General features: G+C 63.3%; 26 protein-coding genes. 24 read left to right on the top strand and 2 right to left on the bottom strand.

From position 1 onward, the window contains the following. Nucleotides 1–10 precede the first annotated feature (10 nt). The 21 genes from U0L91_RS03020 to U0L91_RS02920 all read left to right on the top strand — a co-directional run bounded on the left by U0L91_RS03020 (nucleotide 11) and on the right by U0L91_RS02920 (nucleotide 19,939). Complete coding sequence (locus tag U0L91_RS03020) at nucleotides 11–235, top strand: acyl carrier protein (protein WP_330044754.1); 225 nt, start codon at nucleotides 11–13, stop codon at nucleotides 233–235. Nucleotides 236–266: 31 nt separating this feature from the next. Further along, nucleotides 267–2,315 (top strand): AMP-binding protein, encoded by a 2,049-nt coding sequence (locus U0L91_RS03015; protein ID WP_330044753.1) that lies wholly within the window; start codon nucleotides 267–269, stop codon nucleotides 2,313–2,315. A gap of 66 nt (nucleotides 2,316–2,381) precedes the next feature. Next, nucleotides 2,382–3,617 (top strand): aminopeptidase, encoded by a 1,236-nt coding sequence (locus U0L91_RS03010; RefSeq protein ID WP_330044752.1) that lies wholly within the window; start codon nucleotides 2,382–2,384, stop codon nucleotides 3,615–3,617. Beyond that, on the top strand, nucleotides 3,614–4,771 hold the full coding sequence (locus tag U0L91_RS03005; RefSeq protein WP_330044751.1) for an acyltransferase family protein: 1,158 nt from the start codon (nucleotides 3,614–3,616) through the stop codon (nucleotides 4,769–4,771). Before U0L91_RS03010 ends, U0L91_RS03005 begins: the two co-directional genes overlap by 4 nt. Nucleotides 4,772–4,920: 149 nt before the next feature. Then, nucleotides 4,921–5,415, top strand: coding sequence for a ribosome maturation factor RimP (locus tag U0L91_RS03000; RefSeq protein ID WP_330044750.1), 495 nt, complete (start codon nucleotides 4,921–4,923; stop codon nucleotides 5,413–5,415). A 28-nt stretch (nucleotides 5,416–5,443) separates the two neighbouring features. Continuing rightward, a complete protein-coding gene (gene nusA / locus U0L91_RS02995; protein ID WP_330044749.1) occupies nucleotides 5,444–6,517 on the top strand; it encodes a transcription termination factor NusA in 1,074 nt (357 codons plus the stop codon). Between the two features lie 39 nt (nucleotides 6,518–6,556). Then, nucleotides 6,557–6,868, top strand: coding sequence for an RNase P modulator RnpM (gene rnpM, locus U0L91_RS02990; RefSeq protein ID WP_330044748.1), 312 nt, complete (start codon nucleotides 6,557–6,559; stop codon nucleotides 6,866–6,868). After that, on the top strand, nucleotides 6,858–7,193 hold the full coding sequence (locus U0L91_RS02985; protein WP_330044747.1) for a L7Ae/L30e/S12e/Gadd45 family ribosomal protein: 336 nt from the start codon (nucleotides 6,858–6,860) through the stop codon (nucleotides 7,191–7,193). Before rnpM ends, U0L91_RS02985 begins: the two co-directional genes overlap by 11 nt. After that, entirely contained in the window at nucleotides 7,186–9,585 is a 2,400-nt protein-coding gene (gene infB, locus U0L91_RS02980; RefSeq protein WP_330044746.1) for a translation initiation factor IF-2, read from the top strand. Before U0L91_RS02985 ends, infB begins: the two co-directional genes overlap by 8 nt. Before the next feature lie 35 nt (nucleotides 9,586–9,620). Continuing rightward, nucleotides 9,621–9,980, top strand: coding sequence for a 30S ribosome-binding factor RbfA (rbfA, locus tag U0L91_RS02975; protein WP_330044745.1), 360 nt, complete (start codon nucleotides 9,621–9,623; stop codon nucleotides 9,978–9,980). Nucleotides 9,981–10,066: 86 nt separating this feature from the next. Beyond that, nucleotides 10,067–11,044 (top strand): DHH family phosphoesterase, encoded by a 978-nt coding sequence (locus tag U0L91_RS02970; RefSeq protein WP_330044744.1) that lies wholly within the window; start codon nucleotides 10,067–10,069, stop codon nucleotides 11,042–11,044. A gap of 16 nt (nucleotides 11,045–11,060) precedes the next feature. Beyond that, nucleotides 11,061–11,954, top strand: coding sequence for a tRNA pseudouridine(55) synthase TruB (gene truB, locus U0L91_RS02965; RefSeq protein ID WP_330044743.1), 894 nt, complete (start codon nucleotides 11,061–11,063; stop codon nucleotides 11,952–11,954). Between the two features lie 15 nt (nucleotides 11,955–11,969). Beyond that, on the top strand, nucleotides 11,970–12,926 hold the full coding sequence (ribF, locus tag U0L91_RS02960) for a bifunctional riboflavin kinase/FMN adenylyltransferase (protein ID WP_330044742.1): 957 nt from the start codon (nucleotides 11,970–11,972) through the stop codon (nucleotides 12,924–12,926). 26 nt (nucleotides 12,927–12,952) lie between these two features. Beyond that, nucleotides 12,953–14,230, top strand: coding sequence for a M16 family metallopeptidase (locus U0L91_RS02955; RefSeq protein ID WP_330044741.1), 1,278 nt, complete (start codon nucleotides 12,953–12,955; stop codon nucleotides 14,228–14,230). After that, entirely contained in the window at nucleotides 14,227–15,507 is a 1,281-nt protein-coding gene (gene yfmH / locus U0L91_RS02950; protein WP_330044740.1) for an EF-P 5-aminopentanol modification-associated protein YfmH, read from the top strand. The genes U0L91_RS02955 and yfmH overlap by 4 nt, the downstream gene beginning before the upstream one ends. Before the next feature lie 10 nt (nucleotides 15,508–15,517). After that, complete coding sequence (lgt, locus tag U0L91_RS02945; protein WP_330044739.1) at nucleotides 15,518–16,591, top strand: prolipoprotein diacylglyceryl transferase; 1,074 nt, start codon at nucleotides 15,518–15,520, stop codon at nucleotides 16,589–16,591. A 15-nt stretch (nucleotides 16,592–16,606) separates the two neighbouring features. Beyond that, complete coding sequence (gene folD / locus U0L91_RS02940) at nucleotides 16,607–17,479, top strand: bifunctional methylenetetrahydrofolate dehydrogenase/methenyltetrahydrofolate cyclohydrolase FolD (protein WP_330044738.1); 873 nt, start codon at nucleotides 16,607–16,609, stop codon at nucleotides 17,477–17,479. A 113-nt stretch (nucleotides 17,480–17,592) separates the two neighbouring features. Beyond that, nucleotides 17,593–17,904, top strand: coding sequence for a 50S ribosomal protein L21 (gene rplU, locus U0L91_RS02935; RefSeq protein ID WP_330044737.1), 312 nt, complete (start codon nucleotides 17,593–17,595; stop codon nucleotides 17,902–17,904). A 15-nt stretch (nucleotides 17,905–17,919) separates the two neighbouring features. Continuing rightward, the gene (rpmA, locus tag U0L91_RS02930; RefSeq protein ID WP_113999554.1) at nucleotides 17,920–18,171 is read left to right on the top strand and encodes a 50S ribosomal protein L27; all 252 of its coding nucleotides are present in this window, start codon (nucleotides 17,920–17,922) and stop codon (nucleotides 18,169–18,171) included. A gap of 68 nt (nucleotides 18,172–18,239) precedes the next feature. Then, nucleotides 18,240–19,523 (top strand): GTPase ObgE, encoded by a 1,284-nt coding sequence (gene obgE, locus U0L91_RS02925; protein ID WP_330044736.1) that lies wholly within the window; start codon nucleotides 18,240–18,242, stop codon nucleotides 19,521–19,523. A gap of 8 nt (nucleotides 19,524–19,531) precedes the next feature. Further along, the gene (locus tag U0L91_RS02920) at nucleotides 19,532–19,939 is read left to right on the top strand and encodes a Mini-ribonuclease 3 (RefSeq protein ID WP_330044735.1); all 408 of its coding nucleotides are present in this window, start codon (nucleotides 19,532–19,534) and stop codon (nucleotides 19,937–19,939) included. A gap of 136 nt (nucleotides 19,940–20,075) precedes the next feature. Here U0L91_RS02920 and U0L91_RS02915 read toward each other — a convergent pair whose 3' ends face one another. Continuing rightward, nucleotides 20,076–20,255 carry a hypothetical protein gene (locus U0L91_RS02915; protein ID WP_330044734.1) on the bottom strand — a complete coding sequence of 60 codons (180 nt, stop codon included), beginning with the start codon at nucleotides 20,253–20,255 and terminating at the stop codon, nucleotides 20,076–20,078. Nucleotides 20,256–20,362: 107 nt separating this feature from the next. Between U0L91_RS02915 and U0L91_RS02910 the strand changes: the two genes are divergently transcribed. From U0L91_RS02910 to U0L91_RS02900, 3 genes are all read left to right on the top strand, one after another. Continuing rightward, on the top strand, nucleotides 20,363–21,745 hold the full coding sequence (locus tag U0L91_RS02910) for an RsmB/NOP family class I SAM-dependent RNA methyltransferase (protein ID WP_330044733.1): 1,383 nt from the start codon (nucleotides 20,363–20,365) through the stop codon (nucleotides 21,743–21,745). Between the two features lie 143 nt (nucleotides 21,746–21,888). Next, nucleotides 21,889–22,626 carry a YebC/PmpR family DNA-binding transcriptional regulator gene (locus tag U0L91_RS02905; protein WP_330044732.1) on the top strand — a complete coding sequence of 246 codons (738 nt, stop codon included), beginning with the start codon at nucleotides 21,889–21,891 and terminating at the stop codon, nucleotides 22,624–22,626. 142 nt (nucleotides 22,627–22,768) lie between these two features. Beyond that, on the top strand, nucleotides 22,769–24,412 hold the full coding sequence (locus tag U0L91_RS02900; RefSeq protein ID WP_330044731.1) for a protein kinase domain-containing protein: 1,644 nt from the start codon (nucleotides 22,769–22,771) through the stop codon (nucleotides 24,410–24,412). 63 nt (nucleotides 24,413–24,475) lie between these two features. Here U0L91_RS02900 and rpsR read toward each other — a convergent pair whose 3' ends face one another. Further along, a complete protein-coding gene (rpsR, locus tag U0L91_RS02895; protein WP_330044828.1) occupies nucleotides 24,476–24,637 on the bottom strand; it encodes a 30S ribosomal protein S18 in 162 nt (53 codons plus the stop codon). Nucleotides 24,638–24,640: the final 3 nt, after the last annotated feature.

Below are 24,640 nucleotides of genomic sequence, written 5' to 3'. Positions count from 1 at the left end.
AACTGCTCCCATGGAAGAAAAGATTCTCACCCTTCTGCAGGAAGAATACCCCGAAATCGACTTCACCGCCTCGGATTCCCTGGTGGATGACGGCATCCTGGATTCGCTGACGCTGACCGGCATCATTGCCGCGCTGACGATGGAATTCGGTGTGACCATCCCCTATGAGGAGATTGTGGAGGAGAACTTCAACTCCATTGCCGGCATGGCCCGCATGATCGAAAAACTGCAGTGAGACTGCCGTCCCGCGGAAAAGGAGGGATACGATGTATCAGACCATCGTGCAGGCGGTTCTGGCCCATGCGGCCGAACAGCCGGATAAACTGGCGGTTGCGTTCAAGGAGGAGCGCCTGAGCTATCGGGAGCTGGCCGACCGGATGCGCCGCATCGCGCTGATCCTCCAGCGCGACCATCAGGTGCGGGCAGGGGACTGCGTGATGCTCTCGGCGGTGTCCCGCCCCGACTATGTGGCGGTGCTGCTGGGCATCCAGTATCTGGGCGCGGTGTCGGTGCCCATCGACAAGGCTGCCCGGCGGGAAAACGTGCAGGATGTCTGTGATTTCCTCACTCCCTGCCTGCTCATCAGCGATACCGCACTTCCGCAGTCCGCCACGCCGCAGCTCTCCCTCAAGGCGCTGTATGCGGCCTCGGCGGATGAGACCGCCAATCCCTGTGCCTCGGCGCCGGACTATCTTCTGCCCGACGGGTCAGCCCTGGCCGAAATCCTCTTCACCACCGGCACCACAGGCAAACCCAAGGGGGCCATGCTGACCTATGCCAACCTGTTTGCCAGCACCCAGAACACCCGGCAGGGCATCGGCATCCGCTCCGATGACGTGGAGCTCATCCCGCTGCCCCTCAATCACAGCGTCGGCATGCGTGTGCTGCGCACCCTGCTGTATGTCGGGGCCACGGTGGTGCTGCAGAACGGCTTTACCTTTGCCAAGGAGCTGGAGCGCAACATCACGACGTTCCATTGCACCGGCCTGGTCAGCGTCCCGGCGTCCATCGAGGTGGTCTACCGCCAGATGCAGGACCGGTTTGCCCCGGTGCTCGGCCAGCTGCGGTTCATCGAGTTCGGAGCCGGCTCGCTCGGCTATGCGATGAAACGCCGGCTGCTGCGGATTCTGCCCGAGACCGAGATTCACAATACCTGGGGCTCCACCGAGACCGGCGGCGCCATCTTCCTGGATGTGACCCACCATCCCGACAAACTCACTTCGCTGGGCCTTCCGGCGGCGGGGGTGGAACTCAAGGTGGTGGACCCCGAGGGCCGGGACATCACGGCCACCGCCCGGGATATCAATACGGCGGGCCGGATGGCGCTGCGCGGCCCGATGCAGATGGCCGGCTATTACCGCAGCCCCGAACTGACCGCCCAGACGCTGGTGAACGGCTGGCTCTACACGAATGACCTGGTCTATCTGGACGAGGACGGGTATGTGTATATGCTGGGCCGCGCCGACGACATCATCAATGTGGGCGGCGAGAAGGTCTCCCCGCTGGAGGTGGAGAACATCGCCCAGGAATTCGCCGGGGTGCGGGAGGCCGCCTGCATCGGCGCCGAGGACCCGGACGGCATCCTGGGACGCATCCCGGTGCTCTTTGTGGTGCCGGAGTCCTCCGCCTATCAGGAAAAGGACCTGGTGCGGTATCTGAGCACCCGGCTGGAAAAGTACAAGATGCCGCAGCGCTATCTGCAGCTCGACGAACTGCCCCGCAACCGGATGAAAAAGCTGGACCGCAAGGCCCTGCAGCAGATCTGGGACGAGCAGGGGACCGTGACCGGCAATGAGGTGCTCACGGCGATCTGCAGCCGTCACAGCGTCCGCGATTTTGCCGAGCGGGAGGTTCCGAGGGGGCTGCTGGCTGCCGCGGTCGAGGCCGGCATCCATGCGCCGTCCGGCCGCAACCTGCAGACCTGGCGGTTCACCGTGCTGCGCCGTCCGGATGACCTGCAGGCCCTCAGACAGACCACCGCCGAGGCCGCCGCACGGTGCGGTGTGGGCTTCTACGGCTTCCACAATCCGCCCGCCGTCGTGCTGGTCAGCAATGACCGGCGCAACCCCGACGGCATTCAGGACAGCGCCTGTGCCGCGGAAAACATCATGCTGGCCGCCCATGCCCTCGGACTGGGGTCGGTCTGGATCAATGCGCTGCACAGCCTGTGCGACGAACCGGATGTCCGCGCCCTGCTGGACCGGTTCGGCGTGCCGGCACAGCATATCGTCTGGGCCATGGTGGCCATCGGCTACCCGGCGGGGCCGGTCCAGGCGCCCGCCCGCAACAAAAAGGTGATCCGCTGGGTGGAGTAACCCCGGATGCACGGCGCCCCGGACGCGCATACTGAATCCGTTATTCATTCCGAAGGAGGAATTTTCATGAATCAGACCTATCTGCAGCTCTATGCCGATTTCATTGTCAAGGTCGGCGTCAATGTACAGCCGCGCCAGAATTTCCTGATCCGCTGCCCGGTGTCCATGCCGGACTTTGCCCATGCCTGCGTCAAGGCGGGCTATGAAGCCGGCGCCAAGGACTGCATCGTCCGCTGGGAGGACGACAAACTGACCCGTCTGCGGATGGAGTACGGCGCCGAGGCCGATCTGGCGGCGCTCAAGCCCTATGAGCTGCGCAGCTACCTCGATTACGCCGAGGACCCGGACGGCTGCTGCACGCTGGCCATCCATGCCGATGACCCCGAGGCTCTGGCCGGCCTGGATGCCGCCAAGATCAACCGCGTCAACCTGGCACGCCGCAATATCATGAAGCCCTGGCAGGAATATACGATGAACGACCGCGTACAGTGGTGTGTGGCGGCTGTGCCCGCGCCGGCCTGGGCGGCCAAGGTTTTCCCCGACCTGCCGCAGGACCAGGCGGTGGAAAAGCTCTGGGAGCTCATCTTTGATGTCTGCCGCGTTTCCACCGGCGACCCGGTTACGGCCTGGCGGGAGCATGTGGCCGCCGGCAAGCATCATCGTGACCAGCTCAATGCCTGGAACCTCGACCACATCCGGATGGTCAGCTCCAACGGCACTGACCTGACCATCGGCCTGGCCGATGACGCCACCTGGGAGGGCGCCACCAGCAAGGCGGAGAACGGCACCGAGTTCATTGCCAACGTCCCGACCGAGGAAGTGTTCTGCGCACCGCACCGTGAGCGCGTCAACGGCATTGTCTACGGCACCAAGCCCTACGTCTACAACGGCCAGCTGATCGAGGGCTGGCATGTCACCTTCCGCGACGGCGCGGTGGTCGAGCACGGCGCCGAGAAGAATGCTGCACTGCTGGCGGAGCTGCTCTCCACCGATGCGAACGCCAACCGCATCGGCGAGATCGCCCTGGTCCCGGCTTCCAGCCCGATCAACCGCAGCGGCGTGCTGTTCTACAACACGCTGTTCGATGAAAACGCCGCCTGCCATATCGCCTTCGGCGCCGGCTACCCGACCAACATCCGCGGCGGCAGCACCATGACCCGCGAGCAGCTGATGCGCAAGGGCCTCAACGACTCCGCCATCCATGAAGATGTGATGATCGGCGCTCCCGATACCTGCGTGACCGGTGTCACCAAGGACGGCCGCGAAGTCGAGATCTTCCGTGACGGGGAATGGGCATTTTGAAAACGCAGCTGTGGGAACCCGCGGACCTGAACCGCCCCGCCTCCGCGGATCTGCTCCGTGTGATCGCCACGGCGGCGGTGGGATGGTTCCATATCTGGCAGCAGAGCTGGGTCGGGGGCGGGGCTCTTGACCATTGGCCGCGCAGCGGTGCCGCCTTTGTGGATGTGCTGGTCATGCTGTCGGCCTTCTGCCTGTTTCTGCCCTATGCGAATGCAGCGGCGGGGGGCGGACAGATGCCGGCTGTGACGCCGCTGGCGTTTTACCGCCGCCGCGCCGTGCGCATCCTGCCCAGCTACTGGGTCAACCTGCTGGCGTCACTGCTGATCTGCCTGCTGTGGCGCGGCGGCTGGAATGCTGATCTTGGCATCGACCTTGCCGCACACCTCACGCTGACCCAGATGTTCTTCCCGCAGGCCTATACCGCGGCCCAGCTCAACGGCGTCACCTGGACGCTGACGGTCTTTGCCCTGTTCTATCTGGTCTTTCCGCTGCTGGTCCGCACGCTGCGCCGTGCCCCCGTCCAGACGCTGGCCGTTCTGCTGGCAATCCAGTGGATCTGGTCGGTCCGCACGCTGGACTGCTACGGCACCGCGGCCTACGCCGGCCTGTTCAACCAGTTCCCGGCTTTCTGCGGCGTCTTTGCCGTGGGATTCGGCGCCGCGTATGCGCTGGCCTATCTGGGCCGCTGCCCGGTGCTGCAGACCAGGAGCGCCCGCGTGACCTTCACACTGCTGGGACTGGCGGCGCTGTACGGTCTGGACCGGCTGGCACTGTGGCAGAGCCGTGCTGCGGAGTATCAGCGGTTCCAGCTGCTGGACCGGATGCCCCTGGCCCTGACCGCGGCCGCCATGATGGTCTGCCTGGGACTCGGCGTCACACTGCCGCTGCGCGGGGTGCTGCGCTGGCTGTCCGGGATCAGCTTCAATTTCTACTTATGGCACCAGATGCTGGCGGTGTTCCTCAAATACAACCTGCATCTGCCCGCCTGGAGCGGCGACACCCCGCCCAACCAGCTGGGGGATACCGCCTGGATGAACCGGGCCAACCTGCTGTACTGGGCGGTCGCCTTCGGGGCGGCGGTGTTCTTCACCTATGCGGTGGAACGCCCGGCCGCCCGCGCCCTCAAAGGCCGGCGCCATGCGGCTTCCCGCTGAGGTGCAAAGGTTACAATTTCCCGCAAAATGCCGCACACCCCTTGCAATTTTTAGCCGGTTGTGGTATATTCTTACTGTTCGATGATGATTTTATTGGAAAGTGGGCCGTCAAAGGTCCGCTTTCTTTTTGTGATAGGGGGATTTTTTCAATGGCAAATGGCAAGAATCGCCAGCCCGGCGGCGCCGCGGCGACCGTCGAAGCACTGGTCCGGCCCACGGTGGAGGGATTCGGACTGCGTCTGTGGGATGTGCGGTTTGAAAAGGAAGGCCCCGACTGGTTCCTCCGCGTGCTGATCGACCGGGACGAACCGCTCGACACCGACACCTGCGAAGCCGTCTCCCGCGCCATTGACCCGATTCTGGATGAAGCCGACCCGATTGAGCAGAGCTATTATCTGGAGGTCGGCAGCCCCGGCCTGGGCCGGCGCCTGACCCGTCCCGAGCATTTTGAACAGCTCCGGGGCAGCAAATGCACGGCGCACCTGATCCGCCCCGACGAGAAGGGCCGGCGCGATGTGACCGGCATTCTGCAGGGCCTGTCCGAGGACGGCACCGTGACGCTGCGCAGCGAGGAAGGGGAGGAATCCTTCCCGCTGAAGGCGGCCGGCTACGTCAAACTTTGCGATGATGAAGACCTGTTTTAACATACACAGCAACAACGGAGGAAATAAAATGGCAACGAACAACAGCGAATTCTTTGACGCCCTGGCTGCACTGGAAAAGGAGCGCGGCCTGCCCGCCGATTATCTGATCGAGAAGATCAAGGCGGCCATTGTGATCGCCGTCAAGAAGGACTACGAGGTGGAAGACGAGAACGTCGTCGTGGACATCGACCCCGAGATCGGCGCCTTCCGCGCAAGTTTGCTGCAGGACATCGTGGAGGAAGTCGAGAACCCCCACACGCAGGTCAGCCTGGAAGATGCCCAGAAGATCCGCAAGAGCTACAAGCTGGGCCAGCGTCTGGTCACGCCCCTCAAGACCAAGGAGTTCGGCCGCATTGCCGCCCAGACGGCCAAGCATGTCATCCGTCAGGGCCTGCGCGAAGGGGAGCGCAGCCTGCAGTGCAGCGAGATGCAGTCCCGTGCGCATGAGATCATCACCGGCACCGTCACGGCCGTGGATGCCGAGCGCGGCAACATCGTGCTGGATCTGGGCAAGGGCGGTAGCGCCGTTCTGCCCCGCAACGAGCAGGTGCCCGGCGAGACCTTCACCGAAGGTCAGATGGTGCAGGTCTATGTCGTGGACGTTCTGGCCACCGACCGCGGCCCGCGCGTGACGATCAGCCGCACCCATCCCGGCCTGGTCAAGCGGATGTTCGAGCTCGAAGTGCCGGAAATCTATGACGGCACCGTCGAGATCAAGGCGATTGCCCGCGAAGCCGGCGCCCGCACCAAGATGGCCGTTTACAGCAAGAACCCCGATGTGGACCCGGTCGGCGCCTGCATCGGTGCACACGGTTCCCGTGTGGAGAAGATCGTGGAGGAACTCCACGGCGAGAAGATCGACATCATCCGCTGGAGCGAGGATGTCTCGGAGTTCATCTCGGCCGCGCTGTCTCCCGCCAAGGTGGTCAAGGTGGAACTGCTGCCCGGCGAGACCAAGAGCTGCCGCGTGACGGTGCCGGATCACCAGCTGAGCCTGGCAATCGGCAACAAAGGACAGAATGTGCGCCTGTGCGCCCATCTGACCGGCTATAATATTGATATCCGGCCCGAGTCCGGTTACTACGGAGAGGACGAGGAATAAGCGTCCCGCACGGACCCTAAAAGAAAAGAGGTCAGCCACTTGCAACAAAAACCGCAGAAAAAGGTGCCGGTGCGCCGGTGCGTGGGCTGCAACGCCCAAAAACCGAAGAAGGAACTGGTGCGCATCGTGCGCAGCCCCGACGGTGAAGTCGGCGTGGATCTGACCGGAAAGCGTTCCGGCCGCGGCGCCTATCTCTGCCCGTCGGCTGCCTGCCTGGCCAGAGCCCGCAAAGCCAAACGGCTGGAGCACGCGTTCGGCGTGCCGGTGCCGGACAGCGTCTACGAGCGCCTGACCGAAGAGATCGCCTGCGCCGAGCAGGCCGCAAAGGAGGCGATGCCCCGTGGCGAATGACGCAAACCCCCTGTTGGGGGCCCTGGGAATCTGCCGCAAGGCCGGCAAACTGCTCCACGGCTATGACCGTGTGGAGGAGGCCGTCCTGCGGGGCAAGGCTGTTCTGGTGCTTCTGGCCTGCGACGCCAGCGACCGCACCGTGCAGCATATGCAGACTGCCTGCGACGGCCTGGTGCGCTGCGCCGTGATGCCGCTCTCCACGCAGGAACTGCGGATGCTGACGCCCAAGCCTGCTGCCGTATTTGCGGTTACGGACGAAAACTTTGCGCGGCTGTGCGCGAAACATCTTACCGACAGCGAGAAGGAGGAATCAGCCAATGGTTGACTTCAAATATAAGATTGCAGATGTGGCCAAGGATTTTGACCTGAGCACCAAAAAGGTGATTGATACATTCGCCTCCCTGACCGGCGAAACCCGCAAGACCAGCGGTGTCTTTGAGGAGAAGGAAGTCAATGCGCTTCTGGAAGCCCTGACCCGCGAGACCGCTGTGGAAAACCTGGACGAGTATCTGGCCTCCGCCAAGAAGCCCGAACCCAAGCCGCAGCCCAAACCCGAAGCTGCCAAGAAGCCGGCGGCCGAGGCCAAGAAGCCGGAAAAGAACGACAAGCGCGGTGACCGCCGCAACGAGAAGCAGCCCGAAAAGCGCAGCGAGAAGCGCGTGACCATGCAGGAGCTGGCCGCCGATACCGGCATCAAGAAGCCGGTGGCCACCGAGCAGGTCAAGGTCAACCGCTCTCAGGTCTCGGTGGATACCCGTACCGTCGATGTGAACGTCGACAAGTTCAGCGCCCGCTACGATGACCTGGCCGACAGCCGCAATATGCCCAACAAGCGTAAGAACCAGCCTTCCGGCAAGAAGGAGAAGTTCAACAACCGCAACCGTCAGCGCGGCCAGCAGTTCGGCCGCCGCCGCGAGACCGAGGCCGAGCGCCTGCAGCGCATCCAGCTCGAGAAGGCCCGCAACGCCCAGCTCAAGATCTCCATCCCCGATGAGATCACGGTGGGCGAGCTGGCCACCCGCCTGAAGCAGAACGTTGCCAAGGTGGTTGCCAAGTTCATGCAGATGGGCGAGATGCACGCCGCATCGGATGTCATCGACTTTGACTCCGCCGCCCTGATTGCCGAGGAATTCCACGCCAAGGTCGAGCACGAAGTGCATGTCTCCATCGAGGAGCGCCTCTTTGTGCAGGAGGAGGACAGCGCCGATCAGCTCACCGAGCGCCCGCCCGTTGTGGTTGTCATGGGTCACGTTGACCACGGCAAGACCTCCATCCTGGACCGCATCCGCTCCACCAACGTCACCGCCGGTGAAGCGGGCGGCATCACCCAGGCCATCGGTGCATACCAGGTCAACGTCAACGGCAAGCTGGTCACCTTCCTGGACACCCCCGGCCACGAGGCTTTTACCGCCATGCGTGCCCGCGGTGCCAATATGACCGATATTGCGGTCCTGGTGGTCGCGGCCGATGACGGCATCATGCCGCAGACCATCGAGTCCATCAACCATGCCAAGGCGGCCAAGGTCAAGCTGATCGTCGCCATCAACAAGATGGATAAGCCCACCGCCAACCCCGAACTGGTCAAGGAACAGCTGACCAAGTACGAGATCGTGCCCGAGGACTGGGGCGGCGAGACGGCCTGCATCCCGGTTTCCGCCGTGACCGGCATGGGCATCCAGGACCTGCTGGAGCGCATCGTTCTGGAAGCCGAGGTCATGGAACTCAAGGCCAACCCCAACCGCCGCGCCAAGGGCGCCGTCGTGGAAGCTCGTCTGGACAAGGGCCAGGGCCCCGTTGCCACGCTGCTGGTCCAGAACGGTACCCTGCATAAGGGTGACTGCCTGATTGCCGGCACGGCCGTGGGCCGTGTGCGCACGATGCGCAACGACAAGGGCGTCGAGATCGAGGCCGCCGGCCCCTCCACCCCTGTGGAGATCACCGGTCTGACCGAAGTGCCCACCGCCGGCGATATCTTCGAGGCGGTCGAGGATGAACGCCTGGCCCGTGAACTGGCCGACAAGCGTACCAACGAAGCCAAGGAAAAGCAGTTCGCTGCCTACACCAAGGTTACGCTGGATAACCTGTTCGACCAGATGGCCCAGAACGATATGAAGGAACTGCCCATCGTCGTCAAGGCGGATGTGCAGGGCAGTGCCGAGGCCGTCAAGCAGAGCCTCGAAAAGCTCAGCAACGACGAGGTGCGCGTCTGCGTCATCCATGCGGGTGTCGGCGCCATCTCCAAGTCCGATGTCTCGCTGGCCGATGCCTCCAACGCCATCATCATCGGCTTCAACGTCCGTCCCGATGCGGTCGCCAAGGCCGAGGCCGAGCAGGCCGGCGTCGAAATGCGGATGTACCGCGTGATCTACGACGCCATCAACGATGTCTCCGACGCTCTCAAGGGCATGCTGGCCCCCAAGATCCGCGAAGTGGCTCTGGGCGAAGCGCAGGTCCGTCAGGTCTACAAGATCTCCAGCGTCGGCACCGTCGCCGGCTGCCGTGTCACGGAGGGCAAGATCACCCGCGACGCCCAGCTGCGCCTGGTGCGTGACGGCATCGTCATCTGCGAGGATGCCATTGCCTCCCTCAAGCGCTTCAAGGACGACGCCAAGGAAGTTGCTGCGGGCTACGAGTGCGGCATCACGCTGCAGAAGTTCTCCGACATCAAGGAGGGCGACGTTTTCGAGTGCTTCAAGCTGGAAGAATACCGTGAGTAATCGTCCGGCCTGAATACGAGTTTGAGGTAACAACTATGCCAAGCAAAAACCATGGCCGTATGGCACAGGATATGAAACGGGAACTGATCGCCATCATCGGCGAGATGAAGGACCCCCGCGTTGTCGGCGGCCTTCTGACCGTGACCCGGCTGGATGTGACCCCCGATCTGGATGTGGCAAAGGTGTATATCAGTGTGCTTGGCCGGGAAGGCGGGACCGACCCGGTTGTCAAGGCGCTGAACAAAGCCTCTGGCCATATCCGGACCGAAGTCAGCCGCCGGATGCATATCCGCAAGGCTCCCCGGTTTGTCTTTGTCAAGGATGACGGCGCAAACTATGCAGCCCATATCAATGAGCTGCTCCGTGATCTGGACGAAGCCAGACCCGAGGAATGACCCTTATCAAAACCCAAAAGGCCGACTTCCCCTGCGGTTGACAGACCGGAGTCCCCGGGGAACGCGGAAGAGAAAAGAGGACCCTTATGACCGAATCTGTGGATCGGCAGACAGCCGTATTGCGCCTTCGCGGCGCGGACGATATTCTGATCCTTTGCCACAAAAACCCTGACGGCGATACAGTCGGAAGCGCCGGTGCCCTGTACCTGGCGCTCAAACAGCTCGGGAAAAACGCGGCCGTACTCTGCAGCGACCCCATCCCTGCGCTGTACGATTACATGAAACTGCGCTGGTACGACGGCAGTTTCAAGCCGGCGTTTGTGGTGGCGGTGGATGTTGCCAGCATTCAGCTGTTTGGCGATCGCAACGACATTCCCCTTTACGCGGAACATACCGATCTGTGTATCGACCATCATGCCACCAACAGCGGCTATGCCTACGAAACGCTGCTGGACCCCGGTGCGGCGGCCACCTGTGAATTCCTGCTCGATGTGATTGTCGAGATGGGCGTGACCATCACCCCGGAGATTGCCAACTGCCTGTACACCGGCATCGCCACCGATACCGGCTGCTTCCGGTTTACCAACACGACCTCCCGCACCCATATTGCGGCGTCCCGTGTGATGGAAGCCGGCGCCGATACCGAAAAGCTCAACGAGCGGCTGTTTGAATCCCGCTCCCATGCGCGGCTGCTGGCCGAGCGGATGGCACTGGAAAGCCTGGAATATTTCTACGATGACCGCTGCGCCCTGATCTGCCTGACCTGGGACCAGATCCGGATGTCCGGCGTGGCCAATGCCGAACTCGAGGACCTGACCAGCCTGCCCCGCTCCATCGAGGGCGTCGAGGTGGGCCTAACCTTCCGGCAGCAGCCGGACGGCAGCTTCAAGATCAGCATCCGCACGGCCGGTGCCGTGAACGCCTGCAACATTGCCCGCCGTCTGGGCGGCGGCGGCCATGCACGGGCCGCCGGCTGCGAGATCAGCGGCAACCTGGACAACGCCAAGCACGCCGTGCTGGAGGAAGTCCGTAAAGAATTTCAGCGCACCGGTCTGCTGAATTAACAGAAAAGGAACCCCCATGAAGGAACTTTGCGCCATTCTTCCCGTCGATAAGCCCGCGGGCTGGACCAGCTTTGATGTGCTGGCCAAGCTCCGCGGCGCGCTGGGAACGCGCAGACTGGGGCACTCGGGCACACTGGACCCTATGGCGACCGGTGTGCTCGCCGTGTTTATCGGTCGCGCCACCGCTGCCGCCGACCGGCAGATCGATCACGATAAAACCTACGAAGCTACGCTGCGGCTGGGCATCGCCACCGATACCGGCGATATCACCGGTGCCGTGCTGCGCAGCGCCCCGGTGACGGTGGGGGAGCGGGAGGTGCGCGATGTGCTGCCCCGCTTCCTCGGTGACCGGATGCAGCTGCCGCCCATGTACTCGGCCGTCAAGATCAACGGCCAGCCGCTCTACAAGGCGGCGCGCCGCGGCCAGACCGTCGAGCGCACGCCGCGGCCCATCACGATCCACGAGATTGCCTACCTGGGCAGCCCGGCGCCCCAGGAATACACGCTGCGCGTCTGCTGCTCCAAGGGAACCTATATCCGGGTCCTGGCGGAGGAAATCGGCGACGCCCTGGGCGTGCCCGCCACGCTCTGCGCGCTGCGCCGCACACGGGCCGGGGTGTTCGGCATTGAATCCTGCCACACCCTTCCCGAAATCCTGCAGGCTGCCGCAGAGGGAACGCTGGAACAGTCGGGCTGGCTGATGCCGGTGGACCGCGTCTTTGCGCCGCTGCCGGCCCTGACCGTCGACCCCGCCGTGGCCAGACACCTGCTCAACGGCTGCCCGACCAGCCGGTACCCGGCCGCGGACGGACGCTACCGTGTCTACGGACAGGACGGCGGCTTCCTCGGCCTGGCCGGCATCACCGATGGCGTGCTGCAGGTGGAAAAACTGTTCTGTGACAGAACCTGAAAGGAATTCCGACGAATGTCAACCGAGATGCATATTCTGAATACCCTGGCCCCGATCGATGCCCCCAACGGCAGTGCGGTCGCGCTGGGCTATTTCGACGGCGTCCATCTGGGGCACCGCCATGTTTTGTGTGCGGCGGCGGACACCGCCCGCCGTCAGCAGCTGACCGCGGCGGCGTTCACCTTCAGCCTGCCGGGAGGCAATACCCTCAAGGGCGGGCGCATCCTCTCCACGGCGCTCAAGCATGAACGGATTGCCGGCATCGGCATCACCGAATATATGGAACCTCCCTTTGAGGAGTTCCGCTCCCTCTCGCCCGAGGTGTTTGTCCGCCGGATTCTCGTGGACTGCTTCCATGCGAAATCCGTTTTCTGCGGGGAAAACTTCACCTTCGGCGCCCGCGCCGCCGGCAACGTGGAAACGCTGCGGGAACTCTGCGCGCCGCTCGGCATTGCCGTGAACGTGGTGGAGATGGCGCAGTACAGCGGACGGACGGTCTCTTCCACCCGCATCCGTGCCGCGCTGGAGGAAGGCCGCCTGGCCGATGCCAATGCCATGCTCGGCGCGCCGTATGCCATTGACTGGCAGGTCCGCCACGGCAAGGGCATCGGAACCTCCCGCCTGGGCCGCCCCACCATCAACCAGAACTACCCGGCGGACGCCCTGCAGCCCTGCTGCGGCGTTTACCTGACCCGGATTTTCCTGGATGGCCGCTGGTGGCCCTCCGCCACCGGAATCGGCCGCCGTCCCACCGTGGATGTGGAAAATGCTCCCGTCACCTGTGAGACCTATGTTCCGGGCTTTGCCGGCGACGCCTACGGCACCACGCCGGTTCTGGAATTCCATAAATACCTCTGCCCGGTCCGGAAGTTTGATACCCTTCAGGAACTGTCCGATCTCATCGGCCACGCGGCGGAACAGAGCAAAGGCTACTTCGCCGATCTGGAAAAAGCCCGCAGCTGTGGGAAATGATACAGATATAGGAGGATTTTACTCCGTTGGAACGAAAAAAACTTGCACCCGGTGTCTTCATCACCACGCTGGACGCCGAAAAATTCAACCGCTGCCGCATCACGATCCATTTGCGTTTTCCGGCCCTGCGCCGCAGCGCGACGGACACCGCGGTTCTGCCGCTGGTGCTGGAACGCGGCTATGCGCGCTGCCCCGATATGACCGAGCTTTCCCGCAAGCTGGCCCGCCTTTACGGCGCCGACCTGGGCGTGGACCTGAGCAATGCGGGTGTGGACCGGATTCTGACGGTGGATATCTGCGGCATCAAGGACCGGTTTGCCCTTGCCGGGGAAAACCTCACCGATGCCTACGCCGACATTGCATTCGGGACGGTCTTTGAACCGTATCTGATCAATGGCGTCTTTGACCCCGAGGCGGTCCGCATCGAGAAGGAGACACTGGCCCGCCGCCTGGAAGCCGAGTACAACAACAAGCGTCTGTACTGTGTACGCCAGGCCCGCCGCAAGTTCTACGGCGATTCCCCGGCCGGCATCGAACTGGGCGGATACCGCAGCGACCTGCCGCAGGTCACGCCGGCCACCCTCAAGGCGGAGTATGACCGCATCCTGCGCCTGGCGTCCATTGATGTGATGGTGCAGGGCGCCGACGAGGAGCGGGTGACCGAGATGCTGCTCCGCAAACTGGAAAACGTTCCCCGCGCCCCGCAGCGGTTCGCCCTTCCGGTGGCCATGCCGGTCACCGAGCCCCGCCATTATTCCGAAGAAATTGCCGGCCTGACCCAGGCCAAACTCTGTATGCTGTTCACCCGCGGCACGCCCGAGGACCTGCCCAGCATCACGGTGCTGCGGATGGCGATGAGCCTGTTCGGCGGTTCAACGACCAGCCGGCTGTTCCGCAATGTCCGTGAAAAGCAGAGCCTGTGCTACTACTGCGGTTCCAGCGCTCTGCGGGCCACCGGCGTCATGATGGTGGATTCCGGCGTTGAGCCCGGCCGGGAAGCGCAGGCCGAAGCGGCCATTCTCCGCGAATTGGAGAACCTGTGCAACGGGGAGATCACCTCCGATGAACTGGAGGACTGCCGCCGCAGCCTGCTCTCCGGCCTGGATTCGCTCAGCGACTCGCTGGGCGGTCTGGAAAGCTGGTACTATGGCCAGATCATCCGGGATGAGGCCCTCGCGCCGCCCGAGTACGGCAAGGTGCTGACCCGCGCCGTCACCGCCGACGAAGTCCGGGAGGTCCTGCAGAGCTACCGGTATTCGGTCTGCTACGCGCTGACCGCCAAAAGGGAGGGGGAGAACGCATGATGGAACGGGAAACCATCCGCCGCAAGGCGGCCGACGCGGTCAACTGCCGCAGCACTGTCCTTCCCAGCGGCCTGACGGTTCTTTGCCGCACAATGCCGGGGTACAGTTCGGTCCATGCGATGTACGCCACCAACTTCGGCTCGATCGTGCGGGAATTTTCCCTCAACGGCCGGCGAATCTCGCTGCCTGCCGGCACGGCGCATTTTCTCGAGCACAAGATGTTCGAGTCCGAGCAGGGCGATGCCTTTGACCTGTACGCCCGGACCGGCGCATCGGCCAACGCCTTCACCGGCTATGACCGGACCTGCTATATCTTCACCTCCACCGACAAGACCGACGAAAACCTGGATATCCTGCTCAACATGGTGGGACATCCCTGGTTCACCGAGGCGACCATCGCCAAGGAGCAGGGCATCATCGGGCAGGAAATCAAAATGTACGACGACAGTCCCGACTGGCGGCTGCTGACCGGGCTGTTCCGCTGCCTCTATCAGGCGCATCCGATCCGGGATGACATCGCCGGCACCACCCAGAGCATCGCCCAGCTCACGCCGGAACTGCTCTATGCCTGTACCGATGCCTTCTATCATCCCGCCAACATGGTGCTCAGCGTGGCGGGCAACATTACCCTGGAACAGGCCGTCGAGGCCTGCCGCCGCAACGGTCTGTGCGAGGCTGCCCCGGCGCCTTCGGTGGAAACCTTCTTCCCTGCGGAGGACGGCACCATTCCCTGCCGGGAAACCTCCTTCCCGATGCCGGTCAACAAGCCCTGCTTTGCGCTGGGATACCGGGAGGCCCCGATCCGCCGCGGCGATACCCGCGCCGAGGTCATTGCCGATATGCTGCCCGACCTGGTCTGCGGCGGGCTGACCTCGCTGTACCGGACCCTCTACGATGAGGCACTGGTCAACCCCGAATTCAGCGGGGATTACCTGTCCACCGAGGGCTGCTGCGTCATTGCCTTCACCGGTGAGAGCGATACCCCCCGCAAGGTGGCCGGCATGGTCCGCAACGAGATTGCCCGGCTGCGCCGGGAAGGGGTGGACCCCGAACTCTTCACGCTGGTCAAGAACCAGATGTACGGCGAACTGCTCGCCGACGTGGAATGTGTCGACGATGCCGCCGAGGAGATCGGCATGGCCTTCCTCAAGGGCCGCAGCCTGACCGACGAGATCGAGACGCTGGCCACCCTGACCGTGCAGGATGTTAACGAGGCGCTGCAGACGATGCTGCGGGAAGAGAACAGTGCCTACGTTCAGATCGACCCGCAGAAATGAGGCGAACGTCATGGTATATCATGTACAATTCCCCGGCCTGGGGCTGGAACTGACCGTCAACCGCGTGGCACTGAGCATCGGCGGATTCAACATTTACTGGTACGGCGTCATCATCGCGGCCGGCATGGTCCTGGCCATGCTCTACGCCTTCCGCCATGCCGATGACTTCGGCATCAATTCGGACCGCCTCATCGACGTGATCCTGGTGGGAGCCGTCATGGCCATCATCTGTGCCCGCGCCTACTATGTGATTTTTGCGCCGGTCCCGTACGATTCGCTCTGGGATATGATCGATATCCGGCAGGGCGGCATCGCCATCTACGGGGCCGTCATCGGTGCTTTTGTGTTCGGCGGCCTCATGGCCCATATCCGCAAGATTCCCATTCTCCCGCTGTTCGACCTGGTCGGCGTCTGTTTCCTGATCGGCCAGGGCGTGGGACGCTGGGGCAACTTCGTCAACCAGGAAGCCTTCGGCTGCAACACGACGCTGCCCTGGGGCATGTACAGCGAGGGCACCAACAGCTATCTGAGCAGCGTTCAGGCCACGCTGGCCGCCGAGGGCGTGACCGTTGATCCGTCACTGCCGGTCCACCCGACCTTCCTGTACGAGAGTCTGTGGTGCCTGATCGGCGTGGTGCTGCTGACGGTCTTTCTCAAGAAACGCCGCTTCAACGGCCAGCTCTTCCTGATGTATGTGATCTGGTACGGCCTGGGCCGCTACTGGATTGAAGGACTGCGCACCGACTCGCTGATGATCACTTCCAGCCTGCGCACCAGCCAGCTGGTGGCGCTGCTCTCGGTGGCGGCAGGCATCGTGCTGCTCGTCGCGGGTCTTCAGAAGTCCCGCGGCAAGACGCTGATGGTGCCGCTGCAGGTGGAAAACCTGAAAAAACTTGCCCAGGCCGGGGACCGTTTCACGGTGGATTCCCTGCCGGCCAGCGCTTCCCACCGGGAGTTTGCCGCCGCCACCGCCGCGATGAACCGCCGTCTGGAGGAACTGGATCTCAGCACGCCGGCAGAGGAACCGCAGCCCGAAGAAACCACCGGGCCGGCTCCCGCCGATCCGGATTCTGATGAACCGTGACAGGGAGGAATTGCCATGCACGCTCAGCTCATTGACGGAAAAGCCCTGGCCGCCGCTGTGAAGGCGGAGGCCGCCGCCGAGACCGCCTCTCTTCAGGCCGCGGGGGTCACACCCTGCCTGGCCGTCATTCTGGTGGGGGAGGACCCTGCCAGCCAGGTGTATGTCCGCGGCAAGATCCGCGACTGCGCCGAATGCGGTATCCGCAGCCTGGAACTGCGGCTGCCCGAAACCACGACCCAGCAGGAACTGCTGGACCGGATTGCCGCGCTGGCGTCCGACAGCACCGTGCACGGCATTCTTGTCCAGCTGCCGCTGCCCGCCGGCATCGACGAGCGGGCCATCATTGACGCCATCCCGCCCGAGAAGGATGTGGACGGCTTTTCGCCCGTCAACGTGGGACGGATGCAGACCGGACAGCCCTGCTTCCTGCCCTGCACGCCGGCGGGTTGTATCCGGATGATCGAGTCCACCGGCACCGTCATTGACGGCAAACACGCCGTGGTGATCGGCCGCAGCAACATCGTGGGCAAGCCGGTTGCACAGCTGCTGCTGGCCCGCAACGCAACGGTCACGATCTGCCATTCCCACACCCGCAACCTGCGGGAACTCTGCGCCCAGGCCGATATCCTGGTCGCCGCCGTGGGACATGAGGCGTTTGTGGACGGCAGCATGATCAAACCGGGGGCGGTGGTCATCGACGTGGGCATCAACCGCGGCTCCGACGGCAAGCTGCACGGGGATGTCAACTTTGCCCAGGCTGCGGAGCGGGCGGCATTCCTGACGCCGGTGCCGGGCGGCGTGGGCCCGATGACTCGCGCGATGCTCATGAAGAACACCACCCAGGCGGCCGCCATGCAGAACGGTCTTTCGCTTGAAAAAATGTCTTGACGCGAGGACTGGAATATGCTATTATAATAGAGCCGCATGGCATGGGTCTACAAGTATGCGCATTTGCCGCATCACCCCGCATCCAGCGAGCCTTATTGAAAGAGGTTATACACATGTACGCAGTTATTCTGACTGGTGGCAAGCAGTACAGCGTCAAGGTCGGCGACAGCATCTTTGTTGAGAAGCTCGGCGCTGAGGCTGACAGCGAAGTCACCTTCGACAAGGTTCTGGCCATTGGCGAAGAGGGCGCCGTCAAGTTCGGCACCCCCACGGTTGACGGTGCTGCCGTTGTCGGCAAGGTCGTCAAGAACGGCAAGGGCAAGAAGCTGAACATCATCACCTATCGTCCCAAGAAGGGCAGCATGGTCCGCAAGGGTCATCGTCAGCCCTACACGAAGGTGGAAATCACCGCGATCAACGGCTAAGGGAGGTAAAACACAATGGCACATAAGAAAGGCGTAGGTTCTACCAAGAATGGCCGCGATTCCGAGTCTAAGCGCCTCGGCGTCAAGCGCGGCGACGGTCAGTTCGTTCTGGCCGGCAACATCCTGGTCCGTCAGCGCGGCACCCACATCCATCCCGGTGAGGGCGTCGGCATCGGCAGCGATGACACTCTGTACGCTCTGGTTGATGGCCGCGTTCATTTCGAGCGCGTCGGCCGTGACCGCAAGCGCTGCACTGTCAAGCAGTAAGTTTTCAAAAGGGCGGGCCGGGATGGCTCGCCCTTTTTCTTTGCATCAATTCGGGAAAGAGGTACACTATGCCCACCAGCAATTTCATTGATGTCGCAACCATCTGGCTGCACGCCGGCAAAGGCGGCGACGGTGCGGTGAGCTTCCACCGCGAAAAATTCGTGGCGGCCGGCGGCCCGGACGGCGGCGACGGCGGCCGCGGCGGCAGCATCATCTTCCAGGCGGACCCCAACCTGTCCACCCTGATGGACTTCCGCTACAAGCGCAAGTACACCGCCCCGGACGGCGAGAACGGCAGCGGCGCCCGCAAAAAGGGCAAGGATGCCGAGGATCTGGTCATCCGCGTGCCCCGGGGTACCGTCCTCAAGGAGGCCGAGACCGGCCTGGTCGTCGCGGACCTTTCCACCGACGAGCCCGTCGTGGTTGCCAAGGGCGGCCGCGGCGGATGGGGCAATGCCCGGTTCGCCACCCCCACCCGGCAGATTCCCCGCTTTGCCAAGCCCGGCCTGCCCGGGGAGGATCTGCATCTGACCCTGGAACTCAAGGTCATCGCCGATGTGGGTCTGATCGGGTTCCCCAATGTGGGCAAGTCCACCCTGATCAGCATGATCAGCGCGGCGCGTCCCAAGATTGCCAATTATCATTTTACAACACTGACGCCCGTCCTGGGCGTGGTCCGGGTCGGCCCGGAACAGAGCTTTGTCTGTGCCGACATTCCCGGCCTCATCGAGGGCGCTGCCGAGGGCGTGGGCCTTGGCCATGATTTCCTGCGCCATGTCGAGCGGTGCCGCTTGCTGCTGCACGTCGTGGATGTGTCGGGCAGCGAAGGCCGTGATCCCAAGGAAGACTTTGAGCAGATCAACCATGAGCTGGAGGGCTTCTCCGCCGATCTGGCTGCACGCCCGCAGATCGTGCTGGGCAACAAGTGCGATATTGCCACCGAGGAGCAGATCGAGGACTTCCGCGCCTTCATCGAGGGCCGCGGCCTGACCTTCCTGCCCATCTCGGCCGCCACGCGGCAGGGCATCGACGGCCTGCCGGCGCTCGTGTACAGCCGCCTGCGCGATCTGCCGCCCGTCAAGGTCTTTGAGCCGCAGTACGTCAAACCCGATCTGAGTGCGGCACCCACCCGTCCCTTCACGGTGCAGCGGACCGGAGAACATGAGTTCACGGTGGATGCACCCTGGCTGGAACGCATCCTGGCCGGTACCAACGTCGAGGACTACGAGAGCCTGCAGTATTTCCAGACGCAGCTGGGTGATTCCGGCATTCTGGACGAGCTGGTCCGCCAGAACGTGGAGGAAAACGACACGATCAAGATCGGCGAATACGAATTTGACTATGTATATTGAGGCGTACCATGCTGTTTGAAGCCAAACCCCAAGTGGATATTCACGAAATGTCGCCGCTGGCCCTGGCGTTTGTGGGCGATGCGGTGCTGGAACTGCTGGTCCGGCAGCGCCTGGTCGAGACGACCCGCCTGCAGCCCGGCCGTCTGCACAGCATGGCCACGCGGTATGTCTCCGCCCACGCCCAGAATCAGGAGCTTGCCCTGCTGGAACCGATGCTGAGCGAGGAGGAGCAGACCGTTCTGCGCCGCGGCAAGAACGCCAGCAAAGCCAGTGTGGCCAAACATGCCACCGCACAGGAGTACCGGGCTTCCACCGGGCTGGAGTGCCTGCTCGGCTGGCTGAATCTGCAGGGCCGCGATGAGCGCATCGCCGAACTGTTTGAAGTCATCTGGAAAGAATACGTCCCGGAACTCTGAGCCGGTCTTTTATGTAACGGGCCGGCGCAGCCGCCGGTCCCGCAAAGCCGCCGCTGTGTCGGGAAAGCGCCGTCCGCACCCCTCGTGCGGGCGGCTGCGCTTTCCGGGCACAGGGGGCCCAGGGCAGCAAAAGCAATTACTTCTTCTTGCTGTTGTCGCTCTGACGGCCGTAGCTGCCGCCGCAGTTGGTGGAGCTCTCGGTCTTCTGGGAGGTCTTGTTCTGGGCGACCTTCTGTGCCGCCTTCTGCGTTGCTTTCTGGGTGGCCTTCTGGGTGGACTGGCGGGTTCCGTTCTGCTCCTTCATGATGTGTGCCATGTTGGGCGCTCCTTTCAAAATAGGGTGGATTCCGAACCGGGCCTCCCCCGGCTCTGCAGATAGTCTGCCCAGTCGTTGTGTTCTTATGCAAAAGTTGAGGTGCTGTCATGTCCTTTCCCGCCCTGTTTGAACAGCGCGAACGGCGTCTGCTCGGGGACCGGTTTGAAACGCTGTTCTCCGATCCCCAGGGTCTCCCGGCGCGGGGGATCACCGTCAATACCCTCCGCTGTACGCCCGAGCGGATGGCGGCGCTGGCGGACTTTCCGCTGCAGCCTTCTCCGTTCTGCCGGACGTCCTTTCTGGTGCAGGCACCGGACTGGAAGCCGGGACGCCATCCCTACCACCATGCCGGTGCGTTCTATGCCCAGGAACCCAGCGCGGCCTCCCCGGCGGCACTGCTGGAAGTGCGTCCCGGCCTGCGGGTTGCGGACCTCTGTGCGGCTCCCGGCGGAAAAACCAGCCAGCTGGCAGCGGCACTGAATGGGGAGGGCTGGCTGCTGGCCAACGAGTTTGTCCCCGCCCGGGCCGAGATCCTGCGTCAGAATCTGGAGCGGATGGGGGTCACCAACGCTGCGGTCACCAACGCGGATACGGCGCGCCTTGCGGAAGTGCTGCCCGGCTGCTTTGACCGGGTCCTTGTGGATGCCCCCTGCTCGGGGGAGGGCATGTTCCGCAAGGAGGCCGCCGCCGTCACCCAGTATGAACCGGCCCTGCTGGCCCGCTGTGCCGCGCTGGGCCGGGACATCCTCGACAATGCGGCCGCGCTGCTGGCCCCGGGCGGGATTCTGGTCTACTCCACCTGTACCTTTGCCCCCGATGAGGATGAAGGGCAGGTGGCGGCGTTCCTCCGTCGCCATCCCGAGTTCACCCTCTGCGATCTCTCGGAATGTGGGTTCGGCCACCCCGGCGAGAGCAACCGCGCCGGGGATGAGAACTTTCCCGCCGCCTTCTGCCGGCGCATCTGGCCCGCGGACGGCGGGGAAGGGCATTTCATGGCCAAGCTCCGCAAGGCGGAGGACGCCCCGGCGCCCGAACTGCCCCGACTCCGGACCGAGAAACCTGCCCGCCTGTCCCGTCAGACGGCGGCTGTCTGGCAGGAGTTCTGCCGCAGCCTTTTCCCGGATCTCGCCGATGCCGCCGTCGAGGCTGTGGGGGAGGGGATCGTTCTGGTTCCGCCCGCTCTGCCGCCCCGGACCCGGGCACTGCGGCTGCTGCGCACCGGCGTGCCGGCCGGGCGGGTCGTCAAGGGACGGCTGGAACCCTCGCATGCCCTCTTCATGGCATACGGGGACCGGTGCCGCAACCGGGAGGAACTCACGCTGCAGGACCCGCGCACGGCAGCCTGGCTGCGGGGCGAGGAGATCCCCGCCGAAACCGCGGCTTCCGGGTGGTGTGCCGTCCTGGTGGACGGCTTCCCGCTGGGGGCCGGCAAGGTCAGCGGCGGCCGGATCAAGAACCACTATCCCAAGGCGCTGCGCAATCTGCAGTAAAAAAGAGCCGTTCAAACATTGAAAAACGCCGGGGAACGTGGTATAATATACTACTGTAATTTGTCGGCCTGCGCGCTTTGCGCAAAGTGCGGGGCCTTTCCCGTTCAGAAACGGATACAATTCAAATACTTAGGGGGATTTTCATGTCCGGACATAGCAAATGGAACAACATTAAGCGCAAGAAGGAAAAGACCGACGGCGCCCGCGCCAAGGTGTTCACCAAGATCGGCCGCGAGATCTCTGTGGCTGTCAAGGAGGGTGGCGCCAACCCCGCCTCCAACTCCAAGCTGGCTGCCCTGATCGCCAAAGCCAAGGCGAACAGTGTGCCCAATGACAACATCCAGCGCATCATCAAGCGCGCCGAGGGCGGCGACAAGACCGAGTACGAAGCCATCACCTACGAAGGCTACGGCCCCGGCGGCATTGCGGTCATGGTGGAGACCCTGACCGACAACCGCAACCGCACCGCTGCCAATATGCGCCATTACTTTGACAAGTTCGGCGGCAACCTGGGCCAGATGGGCTGTGTCGGCTTCATGTTCACCCAGAAGGGTGTCATCGTCGTCGATCTGGACGGCAAGGACCCCGATGAACTGATGATGGACGCCCTCGATGCCGGTGCGGAGGATTTCGATGCCGGTGAGGAAGCCGCTCAGATCACCACCACGCCGGACAACTTCTCCGCCGTCTGCGACGCGCTGGAGAAGAAGGGCTACAGCTTCATCTCGGCCGATGTGGCGCAGGTGCCCAACACCACGACCACGCTGACCGATCCCGATCAGCTCGCCCAGATGGGCAAGCTGCTGGACGCCCTGGACGAGGATGACGACGTTCAGAACGCCTGGCATACCCTGGAGAACGAGGAAGACCTGGACCGCTGAGATCCGGCCCTCCCGCGAGGAATTGGATAAAAAGCAACTCACTTGACAAGGACTTCCTGAAAAGATGAGTTGCTTTTTTTTCAGAATTTTTGCAGCCGATCAAGCCGAACCCGGAGCCTGACCGGAAAGGAGAGATTTTCCCATGGACCAACTGCCGCTTTGCCCGCACTGTCTGGAACCGCTTCAGGACGGGTATCACGGCGCCTGCCCGCACTGCGGCAAGAGCCTGGATAACCGCAACCCCGAAGGGGCGCTGCCGCTGGGAACCCAGCTGGCCGGCCGCTACACCATCGGCGCCTACCTGGATGCCGACGGCGACGGATTGCGGTACCGCGGTGTGGAGAATGCCGAAAAGCGCTTTGTCCTGATCAAGGAGTATTTTCCGGTCACACTCTGCAACGGCCGCAGTCCCGACGGCTGGCTGATGCCCAAAGAGGACAGGGAAGTGCTGTTCAAGACCAGCCGGATGGATTTCAAGGATCTCTACGACGACCTGCACCGGCTGACCCCGGCCACCGGATTGTCCCAGATTCTCGACGTGATCGAGGAGAACAATACCGTCTATGCGGTCGAGGAGAACCGCAAAGGCATGACGCTGAGCCATTACCTGAGCCTGCGTTCCCGCAACCTGACCCCTGCCGAGGCCCGCACGATGCTGCAGCCCGTCATGGAAGGGGTGGCCCAGCTGCACAAGGCGGGCCTGATTCACCGCGGCATCTGTCCCGAGAACATCCTGCTGCCGATTGACGGCAACGCCTGCCTGACCGGATACGGCACACTGGCCCTGCGCACCGAAGGCAGTGAGCTGAAAAGCCAGCTGTACCCCGGATATGCGGCGCCGGAACAGTATTCCGCCGCGGAGTTCTCCGGCCGGTACACCGATGTCTACGCGCTGGCGGCCGTGACCTACCGCCTTGTCACGGGCCAGACGCCGGTGGCGGCCCCCCAGCGCAAAGTGCGGGACAGCCTCGAGAATGCCCACAGCCTGGAATCCAGCGTGCCGACCTTCTTTTCGCAGGTGCTGTCCTGCGCGATGCGCCTTGACCCGGCCAAGCGGATGCAGACCGTTCCCGAGCTGATGAGTGCCCTGACCGACCCGAATGTTGCCAACGCGATGTTTGAGCGCGGGGAAAACCAGGTTTCGACCAAGAAGATTCTCGGTGCCTCTCTCGTTGTGATCTTTGTGCTGGTGGTGCTGCTGGTCTGGAGCCTGCTGGACGGCACCACGGGGGAGACCCCCGAGGAGACACCGCCGCCCACCCAGAGCGAGACCGCCACGCCGGAGTCTGCCGTGACCGAGGTGGAAGTGTATCCCGATCTCGTCGGCAAGCGGTACCAGAGCGAGATCAAGAACAGCGAGTTCGATAAGAAATACCGCATTGCCATCACGGAGGATTATTCCTCCACGGTGCCCAGCGGCTGCGTCATCAGCCAGGAGCCGGTTGCAGGCACCCTGATCACCGGGGACAATCCGGTGCTCAAGATCGTTGTCAGCCTGGGACCGCTGAAGGTCAAGATGCCCAACATCATCGGCGCCACGCTGGAAAAGGCGGTGGAAGAGCTCAATGCGGCCGGCATCACCTACCGCATGAAGATTGTCAAGAATGACGGCAGCTACGCCGAAAACTGCGTTGTGGAGTGCTCGGTCAAGGCCGGTACCGAGTTTGATCCGGCCACCGAGGTGGAAGTCTCCATCGCGGGATCGCGGGACGATGCGTTTGACGCATCCTCCGGCACGACGCCGACGCCCACCCCCGACTGGGTGACGTCCGACGACGGAAACTGAAAACAAAAAACAACCCGTCCGGGCGAACCGGACGGGTTGTTTCTTTGCTGTGAAAAGCCGCGATCAATCGCTCACATACGGCATGAGAGCCATATGGCGGGCACGCTTGATGGCAACGGTCAGCTCGCGCTGATGGAAAGCGCAAGTGCCGGTCACACGGCGGGGAATGATCTTGGAACGCTCGCTGACGTACTTGCGCAGGCGGGGCAGATCCTTGTAATCGATGTG

It is taken from the genome of Gemmiger sp. (assembly GCF_036306485.1).
In the GTDB taxonomy this organism is placed as follows: domain Bacteria; phylum Bacillota; class Clostridia; order Oscillospirales; family Ruminococcaceae; genus Gemmiger.
Note: the sequence above shows the minus strand (reverse complement) of the source record. Positions and strands in the feature narration are given on the sequence as shown.

Coding starts and splice junctions, on each gene's coding strand:
- rplU (WP_330044737.1), top strand. CDS start 17,593: ATGTACGCAGTTATTCTGACTGGTGGCAAGCAGTACAGCGTCAAGGTC.
- truB (WP_330044743.1), top strand. CDS start 11,061: ATGAAGGAACTTTGCGCCATTCTTCCCGTCGATAAGCCCGCGGGCTGG.
- obgE (WP_330044736.1), top strand. CDS start 18,240: ATGCCCACCAGCAATTTCATTGATGTCGCAACCATCTGGCTGCACGCC.
- folD (WP_330044738.1), top strand. CDS start 16,607: ATGCACGCTCAGCTCATTGACGGAAAAGCCCTGGCCGCCGCTGTGAAG.
- U0L91_RS02920 (WP_330044735.1), top strand. CDS start 19,532: ATGCTGTTTGAAGCCAAACCCCAAGTGGATATTCACGAAATGTCGCCG.
- rbfA (WP_330044745.1), top strand. CDS start 9,621: ATGCCAAGCAAAAACCATGGCCGTATGGCACAGGATATGAAACGGGAA.
- U0L91_RS02970 (WP_330044744.1), top strand. CDS start 10,067: ATGACCGAATCTGTGGATCGGCAGACAGCCGTATTGCGCCTTCGCGGC.
- infB (WP_330044746.1), top strand. CDS start 7,186: ATGGTTGACTTCAAATATAAGATTGCAGATGTGGCCAAGGATTTTGAC.
- nusA (WP_330044749.1), top strand. CDS start 5,444: ATGGCAACGAACAACAGCGAATTCTTTGACGCCCTGGCTGCACTGGAA.
- yfmH (WP_330044740.1), top strand. CDS start 14,227: ATGATGGAACGGGAAACCATCCGCCGCAAGGCGGCCGACGCGGTCAAC.
- U0L91_RS03020 (WP_330044754.1), top strand. CDS start 11: ATGGAAGAAAAGATTCTCACCCTTCTGCAGGAAGAATACCCCGAAATC.
- U0L91_RS03000 (WP_330044750.1), top strand. CDS start 4,921: ATGGCAAATGGCAAGAATCGCCAGCCCGGCGGCGCCGCGGCGACCGTC.
- U0L91_RS02900 (WP_330044731.1), top strand. CDS start 22,769: ATGGACCAACTGCCGCTTTGCCCGCACTGTCTGGAACCGCTTCAGGAC.
- U0L91_RS02915 (WP_330044734.1), bottom strand. CDS start 20,255: ATGGCACACATCATGAAGGAGCAGAACGGAACCCGCCAGTCCACCCAG.
- U0L91_RS02910 (WP_330044733.1), top strand. CDS start 20,363: ATGTCCTTTCCCGCCCTGTTTGAACAGCGCGAACGGCGTCTGCTCGGG.
- U0L91_RS03010 (WP_330044752.1), top strand. CDS start 2,382: ATGAATCAGACCTATCTGCAGCTCTATGCCGATTTCATTGTCAAGGTC.
- ribF (WP_330044742.1), top strand. CDS start 11,970: ATGTCAACCGAGATGCATATTCTGAATACCCTGGCCCCGATCGATGCC.
- U0L91_RS02905 (WP_330044732.1), top strand. CDS start 21,889: ATGTCCGGACATAGCAAATGGAACAACATTAAGCGCAAGAAGGAAAAG.
- rpmA (WP_113999554.1), top strand. CDS start 17,920: ATGGCACATAAGAAAGGCGTAGGTTCTACCAAGAATGGCCGCGATTCC.
- lgt (WP_330044739.1), top strand. CDS start 15,518: ATGGTATATCATGTACAATTCCCCGGCCTGGGGCTGGAACTGACCGTC.
- U0L91_RS03015 (WP_330044753.1), top strand. CDS start 267: ATGTATCAGACCATCGTGCAGGCGGTTCTGGCCCATGCGGCCGAACAG.